The sequence below is a fragment of the Enterobacter sp. A8 genome (genome assembly GCF_004296595.1).
Classification (GTDB): domain Bacteria; phylum Pseudomonadota; class Gammaproteobacteria; order Enterobacterales; family Enterobacteriaceae; genus Enterobacter; species Enterobacter cloacae.
Genome location: NZ_SCMF01000002.1, coordinates 700,641 through 717,471, shown reverse-complemented (window position 1 = coordinate 717,471; position 16,831 = coordinate 700,641). Strand labels below are relative to the sequence as shown.

Genomic DNA, 16,831 nt, shown 5'->3' with positions numbered 1-16,831 from the left:
ACCTGAAATGATTCTGCCCTTCATCACACAACATCTCGATTCATTGCAGTTGTGGCAGTTCTGGCACAAACGGCACTCAAAACCCGGCTGGCCAGAGAAAGGTCTCAGCAAAACCTTACTCATCGCTTGTTTTTTTACTGATAACTGTTCACCACTGTTCACCATAAATAAAAATATAAGTAATACAGTAGGTTAAAGGGTGAATAGTTGCAGGTCTGACTGTTCACCGTCTGTTCACCACTGTTCACCTGCCGTTCTGGCTTATCTCAGGGCTTTTATATTTTATTCCGGTCAATGCAGGAGGTATTAATTAGTAAAAGTAATCATGGGTTTTCCATCAATTGCCACTGATTGCCAGCAGTTGCCATGGGTTTGCCACATTCGATAAATCAACGGTCTGGATGCAAAATCGTCTGTAAAAGACTTGTTGCCCTGAGGGAAAATATTCACAAAATAGAGAGCTACCCGAGGCCGGACGGACACGACCGGCACAGTATGGACTTTATGAGGTAGCCCGATGCACACCGCTTTTTCTTCCCCGTCTTCTGCCCCTGCCGCCCCGATGATGCCGGTCTCTGATGCCGTTCAGGAACGCTTTATCCGCCTGCCCGAAGTGATGCATCTGTGCGGTCTGTCCCGGTCGACCATTTATGACCTCATCAGCCGGGAGGCTTTCCCGAAGCAAATCTCCCTCGGCGGTAAAAACGTGGCGTGGGCGCAGTCTGAAATCACCGCATGGATGGCAGATCGTATTGCCGAACGCAACCGGGGCTGTGACGCATGATGATGACCGTTCAGCAAACAGTCCCTTTTTCTGGCTTGCTTCCTGTCGCCGTTTCCAGGTATAGTTTTCCCGCTGCCGCAAAATCGGCAGCCGGAATTGGCGTTCCGCGAAACTCAATGGCGACACCAGACGCGCCGTGCGTCTTTTTTTTCGTCGTAGCTCAGGCACACCCATTTTCCGGGCTGTGGTGTCTATTTTTACACTATGGTTCCAGCAAGATAATGGTAGTCCGGGCGGGGCAGCCTTCGGGCTGGCCGGTATCCATTGAGGCCGGTTACGCCAACCCCGTTCGGGCTGCCACCAGTGAAATTGGCGTTTCCGGTGGTAGCAGTAACCGCTACTCAATGGAGGCTGCCATTATGGCTACTATCCTCACCCCGTCACATCCGCAGTTTGTCTTTGTGTTTGCCGCCGTTCGTCGCGCAGACCGTAAACCCCGTATCTGTATGCTCCGCACCGTTGCCGGTGATGAACACGCCGCACGCCTTTCCCTCGTTCGTGATTATATTCTGTCGTTCGCTGGCCGCCTGCCGGTTACGGAGGTGCGACCATGAAACAGACCCTTATCACCCCTCATGATATCGAGTGCCTTGAGCATATGCGTAATGTCGGCCAGCTCGTTGACGAGCTGATGAAGGTGCAGGACTCAACCTCCGTTTGTCGCAACCCGGCGCAGCAGTTGCAGCTCACCTCCGTGATTTACCTCATGACCGCCCAGCTCGACGGCGTGGTCGAGCGCTGCAAAAAGCGCTGGCTGACCGGGGAGGACAACGTATGAAAAAGCCTCTTTCACCCGTATTACGCGCCGCGCTCTATCGCCGCGCCGTGGCCTGTGCATGGCTGACAGTATGCGAGCGTCAGCACCGCTACGAACACCTCACCCTTGATGCGCTGGAAAGCGCCATCGCCGACGAGCTGGAGGGCTTCTATCTGCGCCAGCACGGTGAGGAAAAAGGCCGCCAGATTGCCTGTGCACTGCTGGAAGATTTAATGGAAGCCGGACCGCTCAAGGCCACCCCGTCGCTGTCCTTTCTGGGACTCGCCGTGATGGATGAACTCTGTGCCCGTCATATCACATCGCCTGTTATGCACTGAGGGAGAAAATAACGATGAAAATGAACGTAACGGAAACCTTAAAACAGGCGTGCGGCCACTGGCCGCGCATTCTCCCGGCGCTGGGTGTGAAGGTCATTAAAAACCGCCATCAGGCCTGCCCGGTGTGCGGCGGCTCTGACCGCTTCCGCTTTGATGATAAAGAGGGGCGCGGGACGTGGCTCTGCAATCAGTGCGGCGCGGGTGACGGGCTTAAGCTGGTTGAAAAGGTTTTCGGTGTAAAACCGTCAGAGGCAGCCCAAAAGGTGAATGCCGTGACCGGCAACCTGCCGCCGGTTGCCCCGGAAGTGATTGCGGCCGCAGAGGCTGAAACGGAGGCTGACCGCAAAGCGGCGGCCGCACTGGCCGTCAGGCTGATGGAGAAAACCCGCACGGCCTGTGGCAACGCCTATCTGACCCGCAAGGGCTTCCCCGACCGGGAATGTCCGGTAATGACGGTCATGCATAAAACCGGCGGCGTGACGTTCCGCGCCGGTGATGTGGTTATCCCGCTGTATGACGATACCGGCGCACTGGTTAACCTTCAGCTTATCAATTCTGAGGGGCTCAAACGCACCCTGAAAGGCGGGGCGGTAAAAGGAGCGTGTCACACCATCGAAGGAAAAAAACAGGCCGGAAAACGCCTGTGGATTGCGGAGGGCTATGCAACCGCGCTCACCGTGCATCACCTGACCGGCGAAACCGTCATGGTGGCACTGTCGTCCGTGAACCTCCTTTCTCTGGCGAGCCTTGCCCGTCAGAAACACCCGGCCTGTCAGATTGTCCTCGCCGCCGACCGTGACCTTAACGGCGACGGCCAGAACAAAGCCACCGCGGCCGCAGAAGCCTGTGAGGGCATTGTCGCCCTGCCGCCGGTGTTTGGTGACTGGAATGATGCGTTTATGCAGAATGGCGGGGAGGCCACCCGAAAAGCGATTTATGATGCCATCCGGCCACCGGTACAAAGTCCGTTCGATACCATGAGCGAGGCGGAATTTACCGCCATGAGCGCCAGCGACAAGGCTCTGCGGGTGCATGAGCATTACGGCGAAGCGCTGGCGGTGGATGCGAACGGCCAGCTCCTGTCCCGTTATGAAGCAGGGATATGGAAAGTCGTTCAGCCGTCCAGTTTCGAACGCGACGTAGCCGGGCTTTTCCAGCGCCTGCGCGCTCCGTTCTCGTCGGGGAGAATCACCTCAGTGGTGGAGACGCTGAAGCTGATTATTCCTCAGCAGGCCGCACCGGCACGCCGTCTGATTGGTTTTCGCAACGGGGTACTCGATACCCAAAGCGGCCTGTTCAGCCCGCACAGCAAATCGTACTGGCTGCGCACGCTCTGCGACGTGGATTTTACTCCGCCGGTCGAGGGGGAAACGCTGGAAACCCATGCCCCGAATTTCTGGCGCTGGCTTGACCGGGCGGCCGGTAAAAATCCACAAAAACGCGACGTGATTCTGGCCGCGCTGTTTATGGTGCTGGCAAACCGCTACGACTGGCAGCTCTTTCTCGAAGTCACCGGTCCGGGTGGCAGCGGCAAAAGTATACTGGCCGAAATCGCGACCCTGCTTGCCGGGGAGGATAACGCCACGTCGGCAGACATCGACACGCTGGAAGACCCGCGCAAGCGTGCCTCCCTGATTGGCTTCTCGTTGATACGTCTGCCTGACCAGGAAAAATGGAGCGGTGACGGCGCAGGACTTAAAGCCATCACCGGCGGCGATGCGGTCTCGGTTGACCCGAAATACCAGAACCCGTACTCAACACATATCCCGGCGGTGATTCTGGCCGTGAACAACAACCCGATGCGCTTTACCGACCGCAGCGGCGGTGTGTCACGTCGCCGGGTGATTATTCATTTCCCGGAGCAGATTGCCCCGGAGGAACGCGACCCGCAGCTCAGGGATAAAATTGCGCGCGAGCTGGCCGTTATTGTGCGCCAGCTTATGCAGCGGTTCAGCGACCCGATGACGGCGCGCGCACTGCTCCAGTCGCAGCAGAACTCCGATGAAGCGCTCAGTATCAAGCGCGATGCTGACCCGACGTTTGATTTTTGCGGTTATCTGGAAATGCTGCCGCAGACCAACGGGATGTTTATGGGTAATGCCAGCATCGTCCCGCGCAATTACCGTAAATATCTCTATCACGCGTATCTGGCCTATATGGAGGCTAACGGGTACAGGAACGTGCTCAGCCTGAAAATGTTCGGGCTGGGGTTGCCCATGATGCTGAAAGAGTACGGCCTGAATTATGAAAAGCGGCACACGAAGCAGGGGATACAGACCAACCTTTCACTGAAAGAGGAAAGCTACGTCGACTGGCTGCCGAAATGTGACGAACCCGCAGCGACTTAACCAACTCCAGACCGGCAACAGCCGGTCTTTTTCTTTCCGGCCATTGTCATAAGGTGAACACTCCACTGTTCACCCTTCACCGTATATTCACCCTGTATTCCTTTGAAAGTATTGATAAAAAAGAAAAGGTGAACAGTAAAACCGGAAAAAACTTTTTATACCCCCCGTGTATCGCCTTACCGGGCGCAGCCAGAACGAGCAAAACGAAAAAGGTGAAGAGTCGACTGTTCACCCTTCACCAACTCATCACCACTTAAATGCCTGATATAAAATGAGAAATAACCGAGGTGAACAGTGTGAACAGTAAAATGCAAAAAAACTTTTTCATCATCATCTACACTCTGCTCGCCGTCATATAATTCTGTACCGTATTCACGATATTCTGTTGAAAGTAGTTTTCAAAATATCAAGGGCGGTTAAATCGTCCGCATTCAATGAGGTTAACAATGGCGCAGGATGCTTGGGATGTGCAATTGCAGATGCTATTAGCTCACATACCTGTCAAGGATGTAATGGTTAATGCGGTTGGAAGTTTTGTTGGTGGTGTAGCACTCATTTGGCTCGCAATGAGTAAGCATGGAGTTCGTATTTTAAGGTCAAAGTTAGCAAGACCTAATGTACGTATCGAACGACGTAGAACACCTGAAAATATATTTTCAGGGATAGAGCTTGGTGCTCCATCTCGCTGGGTTGAACAGCAACTAGGTGTTCCTAACCGCATAGGGGATAAATGGTGGGGATACAGGTTTTCAGACTCATTGGTTTCTCTGACATTCGATTCAAACGATTCTATTAAAACCATCGCAGTGGCATTGATTAACCATGATACAACTTTCGAATTTCCATCTTGGCACCTTTGCTGTCCACCGCTGGGAAGATTAACCCTAAAAGATCTTATGGAAGAGGAACACTTAACTTTGGAGTATAGGGAGTCCTTACGGCATCAAGAACTCGTAGTTTCAGGAAGAGAAGGACCGCCAGGTGCATGGTATTATGTTGCTTTTGGGGCGCTGTCGCCTCATGTCCCAGGGCAGTTGTTACCGAGTGATTTTGAATGGGATAGGGCTAATGAAACTCTTCTGAGCAATTCAAAAGATGTAAAAATCAACTGGGCAGCAGTTTCAATCACCTCATACATCGATGTTTTTCCATGGGATTTAGGTTTGACGCTTCGACCTTGATAGCTACGATTTGGCGTATCTGCTTATATTGGTAAGTAGGGCAGGTATTCGTGAAGGGGATTAGTGTTCAGGTCACAATTTTTGACCTAAAGAGGTTGTATAAAAAACGAATGCATCCGCCAGTGTGTATAGATCTGTGTATAGATTTATTTTTGATATTTATTTTTTGAATGCAAATCAATTGGTTAGGTTGTGTTATTGATTCCTATTATCGCACCATCTCTTCAAGAAGTTTCGCATCATTTATACCTTCCATATTTTCACTGTGGGACAGAAGACCCGAAAACTGAGTCAATTTTTTGCGCATGTTCGGTCAACAGTGAGCAACATAAACCGCCTCCCAAATTGTTAGATGTGTACTGTTATTGCTCAAATGTAGAGTGTGGGCACACGTTTGTGATGAACGTTTCCTTCTCACACACGATTAGTCCCAGCGCTTTGCGCGGCCAGGGACGAATTAAAGAGCTAATGGATGCCCTGCCACCGGACGAGCGACAAAAAGCATTAGAACTCCTGATGGCAGCCAAAGAGAGTCACTGAACGGTTCGCCGGGAGTAACTAAAATTTCCCCGGCTTCGGTTCATTAAATTTCAGCTGCTTAAGAAAAAATGTCTATAAGAATCAGTTTGTTAACTTTTAAGTGTGCCGTCAGTTATCATGAAAAATCTCACCTAAAATTTTATATCCCTTTACTATCAATAGCTTAATTCAAGTGCTTACGATTTTGGAGTAAAGCTAAACTGAAAAAAAGCTGAAATTCTTTTCACTCTTTTCAGTTCTCTGCTCGCTGTAAATCCCCAGTTGTGGCGCGGTCTGGCGCTATCATTTGTAAAAAATCCCAACTGAAAAATTTTTGCGATCTGAAAACCGCAGGCGGGTGCGGTGTAGTGCGATTTCGGTCATAAATAGAAATTTTTGGCATGATTTTGTTGATTGCCGGATGTAAGCTATAAAAATCATGCTCTCGCAACACAACGTTGCGACACTTATAAAATGAAATATATTTTTCTAGGAAGTTTTGGAAGGAAATAAATGAATAGACAGCAAAAAGAACAAGTATTAGGGCTTTTAGATGCTTTTGATGCAATTAACTTCAATGACAAAGTGGCTGAATCATTTAAAGAAAGTGGCGATATTTCCCAAGTCATGCTTGGTGATATCAATGTATATGATTATGTCACTCTAGTTAATAAGGTTCGTAATCATTTTAGGCAGGAGTTCGATGATTTGAATTATGTAACATTGCCATTTTCTTATAATTATGGCAGTGAAATTGGTTCTGGTAATTTGCTTTCTGATCTTTCAAATATGAATGCAAATATATCTGGTGCTAATTATAGTAATTCACTCGCATTTGTGTATCGATTGGCAAATTATCAGAGGGTAAATGGTTTTTGGGAGTTGAATACTAGAAGGGCTTTCAAAAAGACCGAAAGAAAACTTCAAGAAGAATATGAGCTTCTTGAAATGAAAAAGTCACTAATTGAACAAAGGATTTTAGAGTTAGATAATTTTGTAAAAAGGGTTGAGGATGCTGAAGTTAGTGTGAGTACATTTCTTGATGAATGCCAGTCTCAAGTTAAAAACTATGAGGCTTTGCTTCAAAATTTAGTATCACAGAATGATTCTATAAATAACATGTTCAACTCTACAACTAGCGTTGTTGAAAAAATAAACTCACAACTAGCTCTCTCTGAAAATAAAAATAATAGCATTGATAAGATTTTTGATGATTCTGAAAAGGCATTGAATGCAATTAAATTAAATATTTCACAATATAAAGATGAGTATAGTGAAATAAGTAAGAAACTGATCGCACTTAATAGCTCATTTGATGAAAAGTTAGCTTTTGTCGCTGACAAAGAATCATACTTTAAAGAACGAAATGATTATCTTGATGCTCTGATTGGTAGAGAGGTTGGAGCATCACTTTTTGAAACATTCAAACAGCGAAAAAATGAACTTGCACCATCTGTCAGTTTTTGGAAGTACGCAGTACCATTTCTTGCAGTTTCAACTGTACTTTGGATATTTTTCCTGTTCCATTTATCCGAAGGGCAGACAATGGATTATAAACTGATAATAATAAACTCTATCAAAGCATTACCTGCAATAGGGTTGCTTCTATTTGGTATTGCACAATATAGCAAGGAGCGTAATTTTCAAGAGGAGTATGCCTTTAAATCGGCCGTAGCATTAACATTAAAAGCATATGCTGAACAGCTCATAAGTGAAGAGAATAAAGATGCGTTAATCCTTTCATCTGTATCGTCAATATACAAATCACCAATATATCATTCGAAATTAAAAGTTGAGGATGGTAAAAGTGCTATAGATTCGGTGTCGGATTTACTAGGGAAATTTAAAGATATTAATTTGACAAAAAAATAGGTCTTATAAAGTGAATGTCTTTTTTTAATGTTGTTGAAAAAGGTGAGTTATGATTGATGAAATAAAAATACTTAATAAGTTCAACTCTTTAACTGAGGATGAAAGAGAGTCAATAAATTTAAAATATGCTGAGGAGAGCCATCGACAGTTTAATGAATTTAAAAGTGCATATGTTAACGATGAATGTTACCTTTGTGGGAAATCGTTCAAAACGATTAGTAAAGAAACGCCATGTCTTCATTGGCTTTTAAGACGTTGCAAATTCAAGACGAAAGATTTTCCTCTGCTCTATAATAAATATGGATATGTAAATATTGCCGCTTTTCTACGGTGGTGCGCTAATATGGAAAAACCATTGATTAATATAAATGATCTTCCATTGGAAATGCCAAAAGGTAAAGTTTTATCTAGTACCATCAAATGGAAGAATATTGAATGGACTTTTGATTGTTCTGAATCGGATTTTAAAGGCCATGCAGGAACAGCAGTAGAATATCCGCATTATCATTTCCAAATGAGAATTGATGGTATGCAGTTTATAAATTTTAATACGTTCCACTTACCTTTCAGCAACGATGATCTATTTGCACTAACAATGGGACGTAACCATCCTGATAAATTTACACATAACTTCGGTCAATTCGGAATGGGTATGGAAGCTGCAATGGCGTTTGTGGAAGACGATCCTGAATGGGCTTTAGAAAGTATGAGCCGTTCAGATGACGAGGCAGACTCAACCTACCACATATCTACACTAGCTATTGCTGGAGAGGGAGAAAAGATATCAGGAGATCTAATTGCTGATTTGATCGAAGAGTCACGTGTAACAGGAGTCCCATTAAGTAAATTAATGCAGGAGCGTTTGCCGGAAAAAACGAATGTTCGCACGTTGATATCTCCCAGTGAGGCAGTACCGGAGATTGCGAAAAGAACAGAGCATAAAAAATGAACTTGGTTAAGTGCCCTTATTAAAATGGGGGCACTTTAGGGGGCATTTTATCATTTGTTCTTTGGTAAATGATTTTAAAACAGGTGGTTACATTTATTTTTTGTTCCTATTATCGGCACCATCTCAAAGTCTTCCCAAGTCTACTTAAGTCCTCCAGAACCCTTTATACTCTACACCCCTCCCTCAATATTTTGAGGTCTAGTGAAGTACCCCTTAAGTACAATGTTTTGGGGTATATGCTATTCGGTCTAATGGAGATAACCGCGAAAGCTGGCTGTGCTCCCCGCTTGATGTGATCGGCATCGGAACTGATGGTCCCGCGCGCTACCTGATATTGCGCTGGATGGCGCAGGGGGCATCGACTGAAACCACACAATCCATACCCTAGGCTGATATTGGCGAGCGGGAGTGCTGGCGTAAGTTAAAAGCGGGTGGGGTAATGGTCGCGAGAATTCTGATTGAATCGGGGATGCTGAAAAAGCGTATACACGGTAAAGGCTGGCAGATTAAAACACCGCGGTTAAAGCATCTCAATAATGCTCAGCCACGGACTTATGTTTTGCTGTTTGCCCCTAAACTGGCTGAAGAAAAAACGCACTAACGAAGTGATTTTAGTTGCCTCATTTGCCTCAAATTACCAGTTAATTGCCTCGCTTTTTGAAATTAAATATTTTAAATACAGATGGTTGTGTATTTTTAGGCAACTGAGGCAACCAATTTTTGTATCTCTATAATGATGTTTATCCAGCGGTAACCAATAACCACTGCAGGAGCAGGAGTGTCAAATAGACAGCTGATGTGAAGCCAAGTAGAAGTAAAAAAGCCAATATTCGCTTCACCAAAGGACTGAAGTCGCGATAGTGAACGAGGTTAATTTCACGGGCTATCGATTCCTTTGATCTTATAGCAAGGATGCCAGGCAAATCTCCGTTGATGGAAAGAGCTTCGAACATTACAGAGTCTTTTGGTGCAAGGCTTTCAAATTCAATGATGTATCTTCCATCAGCCTCTTTGAATTCTGTAAACTTCCGAACCGGCCATATATTCAGATATCTTGGTTGATAGTTGAATATCACTTCAATTTTTGTTGCGACTTCTCGACCTTCATTCAATAACGTTACCGAACGTGTGTGCACAAGTTGCTGAGGGCGAATAACTTCACCTTCCTGATTCCTTAAAGGTTCAGGAACGAGAAAAGTAAAGTTGTGCAACTCGCCGTATGCAAGCCTGACGCGAGCCTTGAAGTAAGTATTCAATGTCCACGTTAGTAACGCCGCTACTATTGAAAATATCTCTTTACCATAGAGTTTCAAAAATTCCATTTGATGCCTTCGCTATATCAGTCATGAACACCTGACAGAAAAGTCGGCACTTCTACAATACCAATCGACTTAAAATCCTGCCTTTCAAGGCTATGAGGTTAGCACGAAATTTAACTGCTTAGTGTTGTGGTGTTTTGCAGTTGTCCTGATCGGTAGCTTAGCTATTTGCATTTGGATAGATCCATGCAGTCGTGGGCGTAGGTGGAAAGAAGTATGCCTGAAAACTGGATGTAGATACCAAGCTGTTTATTCGGCGTTCGGGGAGGCTCGAGACCCAGTTCGGCCAGCTTGACGAAAGTATAGGCTCTGACCTTTTTCCGATGATTAAAGATGTACTGGATATCATTTTTGATTTTAAAAGGGATAACCCAGGTCATCTAAGGTGCTGGCTTACGGATCAATAGTGGGTGGTACACATGGGGCTGCAGCTTAGTTGAGATGCTTATTCAACAGCGGGAGCTGGAATTAAGTTTTTCGGTGTCCGCTCCGCTGCAGCAGGAAATGCACACGGAATGCTACGGTGTTCATGTTGTCACATCCATCAGCAGCCATACAGGGCAACCATCGACCAGACAAACCACTACGACATGACCGCAGGTGGCGTGGATGCGAACGGACTGGTGAGGCGTATCAAGATGATGACGCTGCCAACGTCTCTAAATCCTCCCGAAACAGATTGCTCATACGCATTTAAGTCCAATGTGTGGATCTATAAACCACGTAAACAGGTGAATAGTGGTAAACGTACCTGCACACAACGCAGGCTCTGCCAGCGCTTCGCTCACGCTCCGAAAGGTACACGAGCACCCTGATTAGGTGTGATCCTTCTGAACACTGATGCAGTCGCTACGCTCCGCTTGTTGCTTGCACCACTAACGGGGCTTTATGGCTTCTATTGTCTGAAATCTGATACATTGCACAAACATCATGTGGATTGCTGTAAAGTTCGTCAGTATGATTATTTTCACAATCAGCGGATGAGAAAACACTTCTGGGAGATAAGGGACGAGACGATATGAAAGTGACTGATGAGGCTTTGTTACGTTCAGGGTTTACGCAGCCCGAATTGCAGAAGATAAAAAGCAATATTGAAAAATATGGGGGAACGCTTGGAGAGGCCATAAATGACCTCGCCAGACGATTTGTTACCTTGGCAGGAGTGGTGGCTGTTTGTACCTTTATCCTGTTATTACTTATTGTGTTCAGCTCACCTGATAGAGTAATTGCATGGGGGCTGGCGATGATCTTTGGGGTTGCCATTATGTCCTTTGCGCAGCCGCCGGTAATTTCCTATAAATCCTGGCGTTACCGAAAAGCTATCAAGGATTAACTGGTTCCATTTTCTGTTGTCACCAGGTCGAAAATCACTTTTGCTTTAACACCATAACCGACAATCTTCATTGTTAGCGTAGGAGTGCTCATTGTGCTGACTTTGCGATAGTAATCGTGTTGAAGCCAGCGGAATAATCTCCAGGCTCCAGTTTTGCGAGCGAGTCCTACAATGCTGTACACACTGGCTCCAAGAGAAACACCATTATAGAGAGCCAGGCCCGTGTTAGGATTAAATCCCATAAATTGGGCGGTATGCATCGCGGAGTCAGCAATGATACCTTGCGAGGGTTTATGTCCTACTGGCTGATTAAAGTTGAGCACTTCTTTCGTTAATCCGTTCATACCATCGGCAATCAGGACTGCCCCAGCCAGCATACCAATTGGCCCCATAGTGGATAACATCATAAAACCACCAAAGAAAACCATCCCTGAAAGCACCACATTCACAGCTGAAATAACATATCCGACTATCTTGTTATTTTCTCTGACAAACTCGACCTTCGCATAAAGCTGAGCGGACCTGGTCCTTAACAATCGCTCTTGCTCAAGAAGATTCTCTTTTTCAGCACGCAGATTTTTGAGGCATTCAATGCATTCTTCATCGGTTTTCGCCCGCCGTGCTGTCGCGAACTCTTTTTCTACGACCTGTTTTATTTCCTCAACAAACTTGATACGTGTTAGACCATCTTGTAAATAGTAAGCTGACAGTCGATTTGCAGTTTCGATGACCTTTCGGGCTTCCAGATTCACCATCGTATCTGACCAGGTTCTGTTCCATCCCCTGTTAAGCAGCGCAATATCCATCATGCTTTCTTCATTAATATGCCTGGCTGTTTTACGGGCAATATATTCGCCTCATCGGTTTTTCTCAATAGACGATCCCCTGGTATTCATCTCACGCCAGTAAAAGAATAACCACCCGTAATTACGATGACGAATAAAGGGAACAATTAACGATAATTAAATACGACAGGCGTAATATTGTGCGCACCCTGCAAAAAGGCGATATAACCTTTGGGTTATATCGCCTGCTCCTTTTTATCGTGCGATTAAGGCAAACACGCCCCAGCCAAAGTATTCCCGCGTATACGTCACATGGCGTTTAGGCGCATTCGTCAGCTCTGCCCGAACCTCATGCGCAAAGTCATCGTCAGGGTTCTCCTCCAGCCAGCGGCGCATGGTCAGCCATTTAGCCGCTTCATACCGATCCCAGCCTTCCTGGTCTGCCAGTACCATTTCGACCAGGTCATAGCCCTGTTCATCGAAAGAGGCGACAAGGTCGGGCAGGGTGAGGAAATCGGCCACCGATGAAACGCCACAGGCCTGGGCAATCTCTTCCGTTGCAGGCACCTGACGCCAGTACGGTTCGCCGATAAGCACCAGTCCGCCTGGCTTAAGGCTCTTTGCCAGCAGTTCGAGCGTCCCGGCGACGCCGCCCGCAATCCAGGTTGCACCTACGCAGGCCGCCACGTCGCATTTTTCATCCGCCACGTAGCCCGCCGCGTCGTTATGAATAAAATGAACGCGTTCACTGACGCCAAGCTCTTCCGCGCGCAGCTTTGCCTGAGCGGTGAAGAGCGGGCTCATGTCGATGCCGGTACCGGTAATGCCGTAGTCACGTGCCCAGGTACACAGCATCTCTCCCGAGCCGCTGCCGAGATCGAGAATGCGCGCGCCTGGCTTCATGCGTAACACGCGGCCCAGCGTGGCGTACTTCTCTGGCGTGAAGGGGTTGTGAATGCGGTGTTCACTTTCGCTGATAGTAAAAATACGTGGGATATCCATAATCCTCTCCTTATCGATTATCAGGCTGGGCGCGAACGTTGTTCAGCCCGGTGGTATTGATGCGGTAGGGCTGACCGTTGACGGATTTGATCAGCTTTTTGGTTTTGAGTTTTTTAAAGACGGCGAGTGTGCAGTCGGTGAGCAGAAGCCCTTCCCGGCTGTAGCATTCAACAGAAGTGACGCGGCCAGATGCATCGCGGACGTGCACAATACGTCCACCTTTAGCGAGAACGTGTAAGGTACGTTGTTCCTGACGGGATAAATTCATACTGGAAAACCTGTTTAATCATCATGTGCAAAACGTGCAAACACACAGCGGTGTCCGCATTCGATTTCAGCGCATTGATAATCAGTCCGGCCTGAAAGGGCGGGGTGCTGATTATCAGATGATTACATTCTCCAGCATCAAAGCCTCGGTAGAGTTGAAAGGTATTTACGAGGCGAATGATAACACCGATTTTTGGTAAGTGAATAGCCAGGGATAAAAAGTGTGATCCTGAAGGGGAGGGTGCGGCGCCAGCATGTTGTATGCCCGGCAGGCTGGAAGTGAAAAGGTATGCCTGTGGTCCGGCTATCTATCTTTTTTATCCTGAAACCCCATGGTATTTCAGGATGAGCATACCCGATACAAGCCCGCACGAAGCGGGCCGTACAGCAAATCACATTACAGCTTCAGCAAACGCGGCAGCTGGTTATCCAGTTCCAGCAGACAGCTCTTCATATAGCTTTCGGTTTGAGTGGTCACTTTTTGGTAATTATTTGCACTCCACTCGCTCAGTGGCGCTTCAACTGGCGTAGGGGCGCATTCCGCTACCGTAAACGCAGAGAACATATTTCCGCTTTCCGGGCGTTTATAGAACAGGACTTTGTATTTCAGCTGATAGAGAGGTGTGGTCGCGGTGGCGTCTTTATAGATCAGCGCCCAGGTTGCTTTACCAATATAGAGCGGCTGCTTGTAAACGTGGCCATTGCCTTTTTCGTTCAGCCACTTGCTGATATTTTGTTTCGCTTTAGGAACAAACCAGCTGTTCGTCGGGTTTTGCAGGGTTTCAATGGATGTCCCTTTATAGTTCTCTTTATCAAAGTCACCGGAGTTAATGTTACCGGTTAACGCGCCGAGAACGGCAAGCCCCATACCGGCTGCGGCATGCGTCGGGGTCACTTCGCGCAGCGTGTTGTCGGCGATACGGTTGTCATTCAGTTCCGGCAGTGCTGATACGCTATAAATATCAATTGCGCTGCCATTTGCCGCTTTCACGGTGTCGGGTTTTACCGAGCCAGCACAGCCCGCAAGAATTAAGGATGCAGATACAATCGCTAGAAGACGAACTTTCATTTTCTCTCCATGAGATAATTTTATTTAGGTGGCTGCGTGGATGATCCTGAGCCGAAAAGGGCCGTTTATCTTGCCCGACAGAGTTGTCAGCCTGCAGACACAGGCTGACAACTACCCAGATAAATATCGACTCCCTGACCCTGTTCTTTAGTCAATCAGCCACATTCCTTTGACCCGCATCAATAATCGTTCGCGATTATCCAGCCACGGGTATTTTATTATTCGCCCGTATTATGTGACGCACCGAGAGGCAAACGCCACAAATCATAGCGTTCCTCTCCGGGTTTAACGGCTCCCGCGAAGTGGTCATTGAGGCGACTCGAGGTAAAGATCAAATCCCCGTCCGGACGGATTGCCGGTGTGTCTGGCCAGTAAACGTCTTCGCTGGCGGCGATAAGCGAAATAGCGCGGTGCTTCGGATCAAACCGGACAATGCCGTTGCGGGTAACATCCGTGATATAGAGGTTGCCCTTTGCATCGGTTACAAGACCGTCGGTGTTACCGCCCACCACGCCAAGATCCTGGATACTGGCGGCAATCTGCGCATCGGTTGATCCTGCCTGCCTCAGCAATGCCGTGGGCACTGCCCAGGCATGGGTTCCCGTTGTGACCGTCCAGTACAGCGTGTCCGCATCCGGGGAGAGCGCAATACCGTTGATGCCAATTAATAAGGGTTTACCCGGCCAGACCTCCGCACCGTGTGAAACCACCTTGACGCCCGGCTCAATCTGTAGCGCAGGGTGACGGTCGAGCACGCGTCGCGCCGTGCCGGTGGTGAAATCTACGACGATAAGGCCCACGCGGTTTTCCGGTGCGCTCCGCGAGCCGCTGTCGGAGATATAGGCGACACGGCGTTTCTCATCGACAACCACATCGTTCAGGAAGCTGGCTTTGCGGTCCGCCACGCCATCCAGGGCGATACGTTTAAGGGGGCGGCCCGTGTTGAGATCCAGTACGACCAGTTTCTGCGAGCCCACGGGCGACTCCGCTTCGCCTGCGACAAACCCCATGTCCAGCGCCCATAGCCAGCCGTTTTGACGATCAATATAAAAGCCAAGCACGTTGCGCAGGTTGTGCGCGGGATCGGTGTTTACCGCGTTCCCCTCGCGGGACGGAAACGCCGTCAGGCGGGCAGGGCCGGACTGCACAGTCGTATCCAGAATGCTCAGCGTGGCGGGGGCGGCGGCAGAAACCAGCCGGGGCGTACTGACAAAGGCCCGGCCCTTTGCATCAAAATGGATACCGGCAATGGGCGCGTTAACCGAGCCGGAAAACCGCGTCGGCGTTTGCCCATTCTGAGAGGTATCCCAGCTCACGCCAGCATAGCTGCGCCAGCGTTCAAGGGGCTGGAGCGTCGCCGCACTGGCGAGACTCGGGAAAGCGATCAGCGCCGCCAGCGCAATGGCGGACAGACTACGGGTGCGAATGAACATGAAAAGGCTCCGGTGAGTTCAGCATTAAAGGATGGAACGGAACGTGCCGCCCTCGACGCGTACAGCCGCCCCGTTGGATGCCGCGCCCAGTGGACTGGCTAACAGAGCGACCATCGCCGCGATCTCGTCTGCCTCAATCATTCTGGCGATCAACGAGCTGGGGCGGTAGGTCTGGAAGAAATGCGCTTCGATCTCCCGATCGGTCATATCCGGCGCAGGCGCGGTCTGGCGAAGGTACTCAATAATGCCGTCCGAGCGCGTCGCCGACGGCAGCACGCTGTTAACCGTCACGCCGGTTCCCCGGGTCAGTTCGGCCATACCGCGCGAAACAGCAAGCTGCGCTGATTTGCTGACGCCGTAATGCACCATGTCTGGCGGCGTAAAGGCGCCCACTTCGCTGGATATAAAAATCACCCGTCCCCAGTGCCGTTCCAGCATGCGCGGGAAGTAGTGGCGTGAGAGGCGGACGCCGGACATCACATTGGTGTTGAACATGCGCAGCCAGTCTTCGTCGTTAATATCCGCGAAGGCTTTGGCTTCGTAGAACCCAAGGTTATTAATCAGAATGTCGGTATCAGGGCAGGCGGCGAACAGGGCTTCTGCGCCCTCCAGGGTTCCGAGGTCAACGACAACGGTGGAGACCTGTGCGTCAGGCGTCGCGTCGGTGATGGTGGCCGCGGCTTTTTGCAGCTTTGCCGGGTCGCGTCCGGTAAGGGTGACGGCAACCCCTTCTTGAGCGAGCGTGCGGGCGATGGCCAAACCAATGCCTGCGGTTGCGCCCGTAACCAGCGCGGTCTTACCGGTGAGTTGAAGATCCATAGTGTTTACCCTCTGGTGATGAATGCAGCTCACTTTACTCATCACTCCAGAGGGGA

Annotated in this window: 17 protein-coding genes; 10 read left to right on the top strand and 7 right to left on the bottom strand. The window is 48.7% G+C overall.

The genetic code is table 11. From position 1 onward, the window contains the following. Window positions 1-517: 517 nt before the first annotated feature. From EQV24_RS11500 to EQV24_RS11455, 9 genes are all read left to right on the top strand, one after another. The gene (locus EQV24_RS11500; protein WP_013095392.1) at window positions 518-784 is read left to right on the top strand and encodes an AlpA family transcriptional regulator; all 267 of its coding nucleotides are present in this window, start codon (window positions 518-520) and stop codon (window positions 782-784) included. Continuing rightward, window positions 781-1,338, top strand: coding sequence for a host cell division inhibitor Icd-like protein (locus EQV24_RS11495; protein WP_130626607.1), 558 nt, complete (start codon window positions 781-783; stop codon window positions 1,336-1,338). Before EQV24_RS11500 ends, EQV24_RS11495 begins: the two co-directional genes overlap by 4 nt. Next, window positions 1,335-1,562, top strand: coding sequence for a hypothetical protein (locus EQV24_RS11490; protein WP_033128396.1), 228 nt, complete (start codon window positions 1,335-1,337; stop codon window positions 1,560-1,562). Before EQV24_RS11495 ends, EQV24_RS11490 begins: the two co-directional genes overlap by 4 nt. Further along, window positions 1,559-1,879: a DUF5375 domain-containing protein gene (locus tag EQV24_RS11485; RefSeq protein ID WP_032983270.1), complete on the top strand. Its 321-nt coding sequence runs from the start codon at window positions 1,559-1,561 to the stop codon at window positions 1,877-1,879. The genes EQV24_RS11490 and EQV24_RS11485 overlap by 4 nt, the downstream gene beginning before the upstream one ends. Before the next feature lie 14 nt (window positions 1,880-1,893). Beyond that, a complete protein-coding gene (locus tag EQV24_RS11480) occupies window positions 1,894-4,227 on the top strand; it encodes a primase-helicase zinc-binding domain-containing protein (protein ID WP_130626606.1) in 2,334 nt (777 codons plus the stop codon). A 446-nt stretch (window positions 4,228-4,673) separates the two neighbouring features. Then, window positions 4,674-5,408, top strand: a complete 735-nt coding sequence (locus EQV24_RS11470; protein ID WP_130626605.1) for a hypothetical protein — start codon at window positions 4,674-4,676, stop codon at window positions 5,406-5,408. 294 nt (window positions 5,409-5,702) lie between these two features. After that, window positions 5,703-5,948: an ogr/Delta-like zinc finger family protein gene (locus EQV24_RS23900; RefSeq protein ID WP_207905505.1), complete on the top strand. Its 246-nt coding sequence runs from the start codon at window positions 5,703-5,705 to the stop codon at window positions 5,946-5,948. A 492-nt stretch (window positions 5,949-6,440) separates the two neighbouring features. After that, entirely contained in the window at window positions 6,441-7,799 is a 1,359-nt protein-coding gene (locus tag EQV24_RS11460; RefSeq protein WP_130626604.1) for a hypothetical protein, read from the top strand. A gap of 49 nt (window positions 7,800-7,848) precedes the next feature. Continuing rightward, on the top strand, window positions 7,849-8,748 hold the full coding sequence (locus EQV24_RS11455) for a hypothetical protein (protein ID WP_130626603.1): 900 nt from the start codon (window positions 7,849-7,851) through the stop codon (window positions 8,746-8,748). Between the two features lie 740 nt (window positions 8,749-9,488). On the opposite strand, the gene EQV24_RS11450 is transcribed toward EQV24_RS11455, so the two are convergent. Then, a complete protein-coding gene (locus tag EQV24_RS11450; protein WP_130626602.1) occupies window positions 9,489-10,070 on the bottom strand; it encodes a hypothetical protein in 582 nt (193 codons plus the stop codon). Window positions 10,071-11,085: 1,015 nt separating this feature from the next. Between EQV24_RS11450 and EQV24_RS11445 the strand changes: the two genes are divergently transcribed. Beyond that, on the top strand, window positions 11,086-11,400 hold the full coding sequence (locus EQV24_RS11445) for a hypothetical protein (RefSeq protein ID WP_047023471.1): 315 nt from the start codon (window positions 11,086-11,088) through the stop codon (window positions 11,398-11,400). Here EQV24_RS11445 and EQV24_RS11440 read toward each other — a convergent pair. From EQV24_RS11440 to EQV24_RS11415, 6 genes are all read right to left on the bottom strand, one after another. Beyond that, the gene (locus tag EQV24_RS11440) at window positions 11,397-12,206 is read right to left on the bottom strand and encodes a DUF4225 domain-containing protein (protein WP_130626629.1); all 810 of its coding nucleotides are present in this window, start codon (window positions 12,204-12,206) and stop codon (window positions 11,397-11,399) included. The two genes, EQV24_RS11445 and EQV24_RS11440, sit on opposite strands and share 4 nt — an antisense overlap. 234 nt (window positions 12,207-12,440) lie before the next feature. Beyond that, window positions 12,441-13,187, bottom strand: coding sequence for a class I SAM-dependent methyltransferase (locus tag EQV24_RS11435; RefSeq protein WP_130626601.1), 747 nt, complete (start codon window positions 13,185-13,187; stop codon window positions 12,441-12,443). Window positions 13,188-13,197: 10 nt separating this feature from the next. Further along, window positions 13,198-13,455, bottom strand: coding sequence for a YjhX family toxin (locus tag EQV24_RS11430; protein ID WP_013095761.1), 258 nt, complete (start codon window positions 13,453-13,455; stop codon window positions 13,198-13,200). A 396-nt stretch (window positions 13,456-13,851) separates the two neighbouring features. Continuing rightward, entirely contained in the window at window positions 13,852-14,523 is a 672-nt protein-coding gene (locus EQV24_RS11425; RefSeq protein ID WP_130626600.1) for a hypothetical protein, read from the bottom strand. A 218-nt stretch (window positions 14,524-14,741) separates the two neighbouring features. Then, window positions 14,742-15,956 (bottom strand): L-dopachrome tautomerase-related protein, encoded by a 1,215-nt coding sequence (locus EQV24_RS11420; RefSeq protein ID WP_130626599.1) that lies wholly within the window; start codon window positions 15,954-15,956, stop codon window positions 14,742-14,744. Between the two features lie 24 nt (window positions 15,957-15,980). Next, a complete protein-coding gene (locus EQV24_RS11415) occupies window positions 15,981-16,775 on the bottom strand; it encodes an SDR family oxidoreductase (RefSeq protein ID WP_130626598.1) in 795 nt (264 codons plus the stop codon). Between the last annotated feature and the right edge of the window lie 56 nt (window positions 16,776-16,831).

Excerpts from the sequence above, each read along its gene's own strand:
- EQV24_RS11470 (WP_130626605.1), top strand. The coding sequence starts at position 4,674 with ATGGCGCAGGATGCTTGGGATGTGCAATTGCAGATGCTATTAGCTCAC.
- EQV24_RS11460 (WP_130626604.1), top strand. The coding sequence starts at position 6,441 with ATGAATAGACAGCAAAAAGAACAAGTATTAGGGCTTTTAGATGCTTTT.
- EQV24_RS11490 (WP_033128396.1), top strand. The coding sequence starts at position 1,335 with ATGAAACAGACCCTTATCACCCCTCATGATATCGAGTGCCTTGAGCAT.
- EQV24_RS11415 (WP_130626598.1), bottom strand. The coding sequence starts at position 16,775 with ATGGATCTTCAACTCACCGGTAAGACCGCGCTGGTTACGGGCGCAACC.
- EQV24_RS11480 (WP_130626606.1), top strand. The coding sequence starts at position 1,894 with ATGAAAATGAACGTAACGGAAACCTTAAAACAGGCGTGCGGCCACTGG.
- EQV24_RS11440 (WP_130626629.1), bottom strand. The coding sequence starts at position 12,206 with ATGGATATTGCGCTGCTTAACAGGGGATGGAACAGAACCTGGTCAGAT.
- EQV24_RS11450 (WP_130626602.1), bottom strand. The coding sequence starts at position 10,070 with ATGGAATTTTTGAAACTCTATGGTAAAGAGATATTTTCAATAGTAGCG.
- EQV24_RS11500 (WP_013095392.1), top strand. The coding sequence starts at position 518 with ATGCACACCGCTTTTTCTTCCCCGTCTTCTGCCCCTGCCGCCCCGATG.
- EQV24_RS11485 (WP_032983270.1), top strand. The coding sequence starts at position 1,559 with ATGAAAAAGCCTCTTTCACCCGTATTACGCGCCGCGCTCTATCGCCGC.
- EQV24_RS11420 (WP_130626599.1), bottom strand. The coding sequence starts at position 15,956 with ATGTTCATTCGCACCCGTAGTCTGTCCGCCATTGCGCTGGCGGCGCTG.
- EQV24_RS11425 (WP_130626600.1), bottom strand. The coding sequence starts at position 14,523 with ATGAAAGTTCGTCTTCTAGCGATTGTATCTGCATCCTTAATTCTTGCG.
- EQV24_RS11435 (WP_130626601.1), bottom strand. The coding sequence starts at position 13,187 with ATGGATATCCCACGTATTTTTACTATCAGCGAAAGTGAACACCGCATT.
- EQV24_RS11445 (WP_047023471.1), top strand. The coding sequence starts at position 11,086 with ATGAAAGTGACTGATGAGGCTTTGTTACGTTCAGGGTTTACGCAGCCC.
- EQV24_RS11495 (WP_130626607.1), top strand. The coding sequence starts at position 781 with ATGATGATGACCGTTCAGCAAACAGTCCCTTTTTCTGGCTTGCTTCCT.
- EQV24_RS11430 (WP_013095761.1), bottom strand. The coding sequence starts at position 13,455 with ATGAATTTATCCCGTCAGGAACAACGTACCTTACACGTTCTCGCTAAA.
- EQV24_RS11455 (WP_130626603.1), top strand. The coding sequence starts at position 7,849 with ATGATTGATGAAATAAAAATACTTAATAAGTTCAACTCTTTAACTGAG.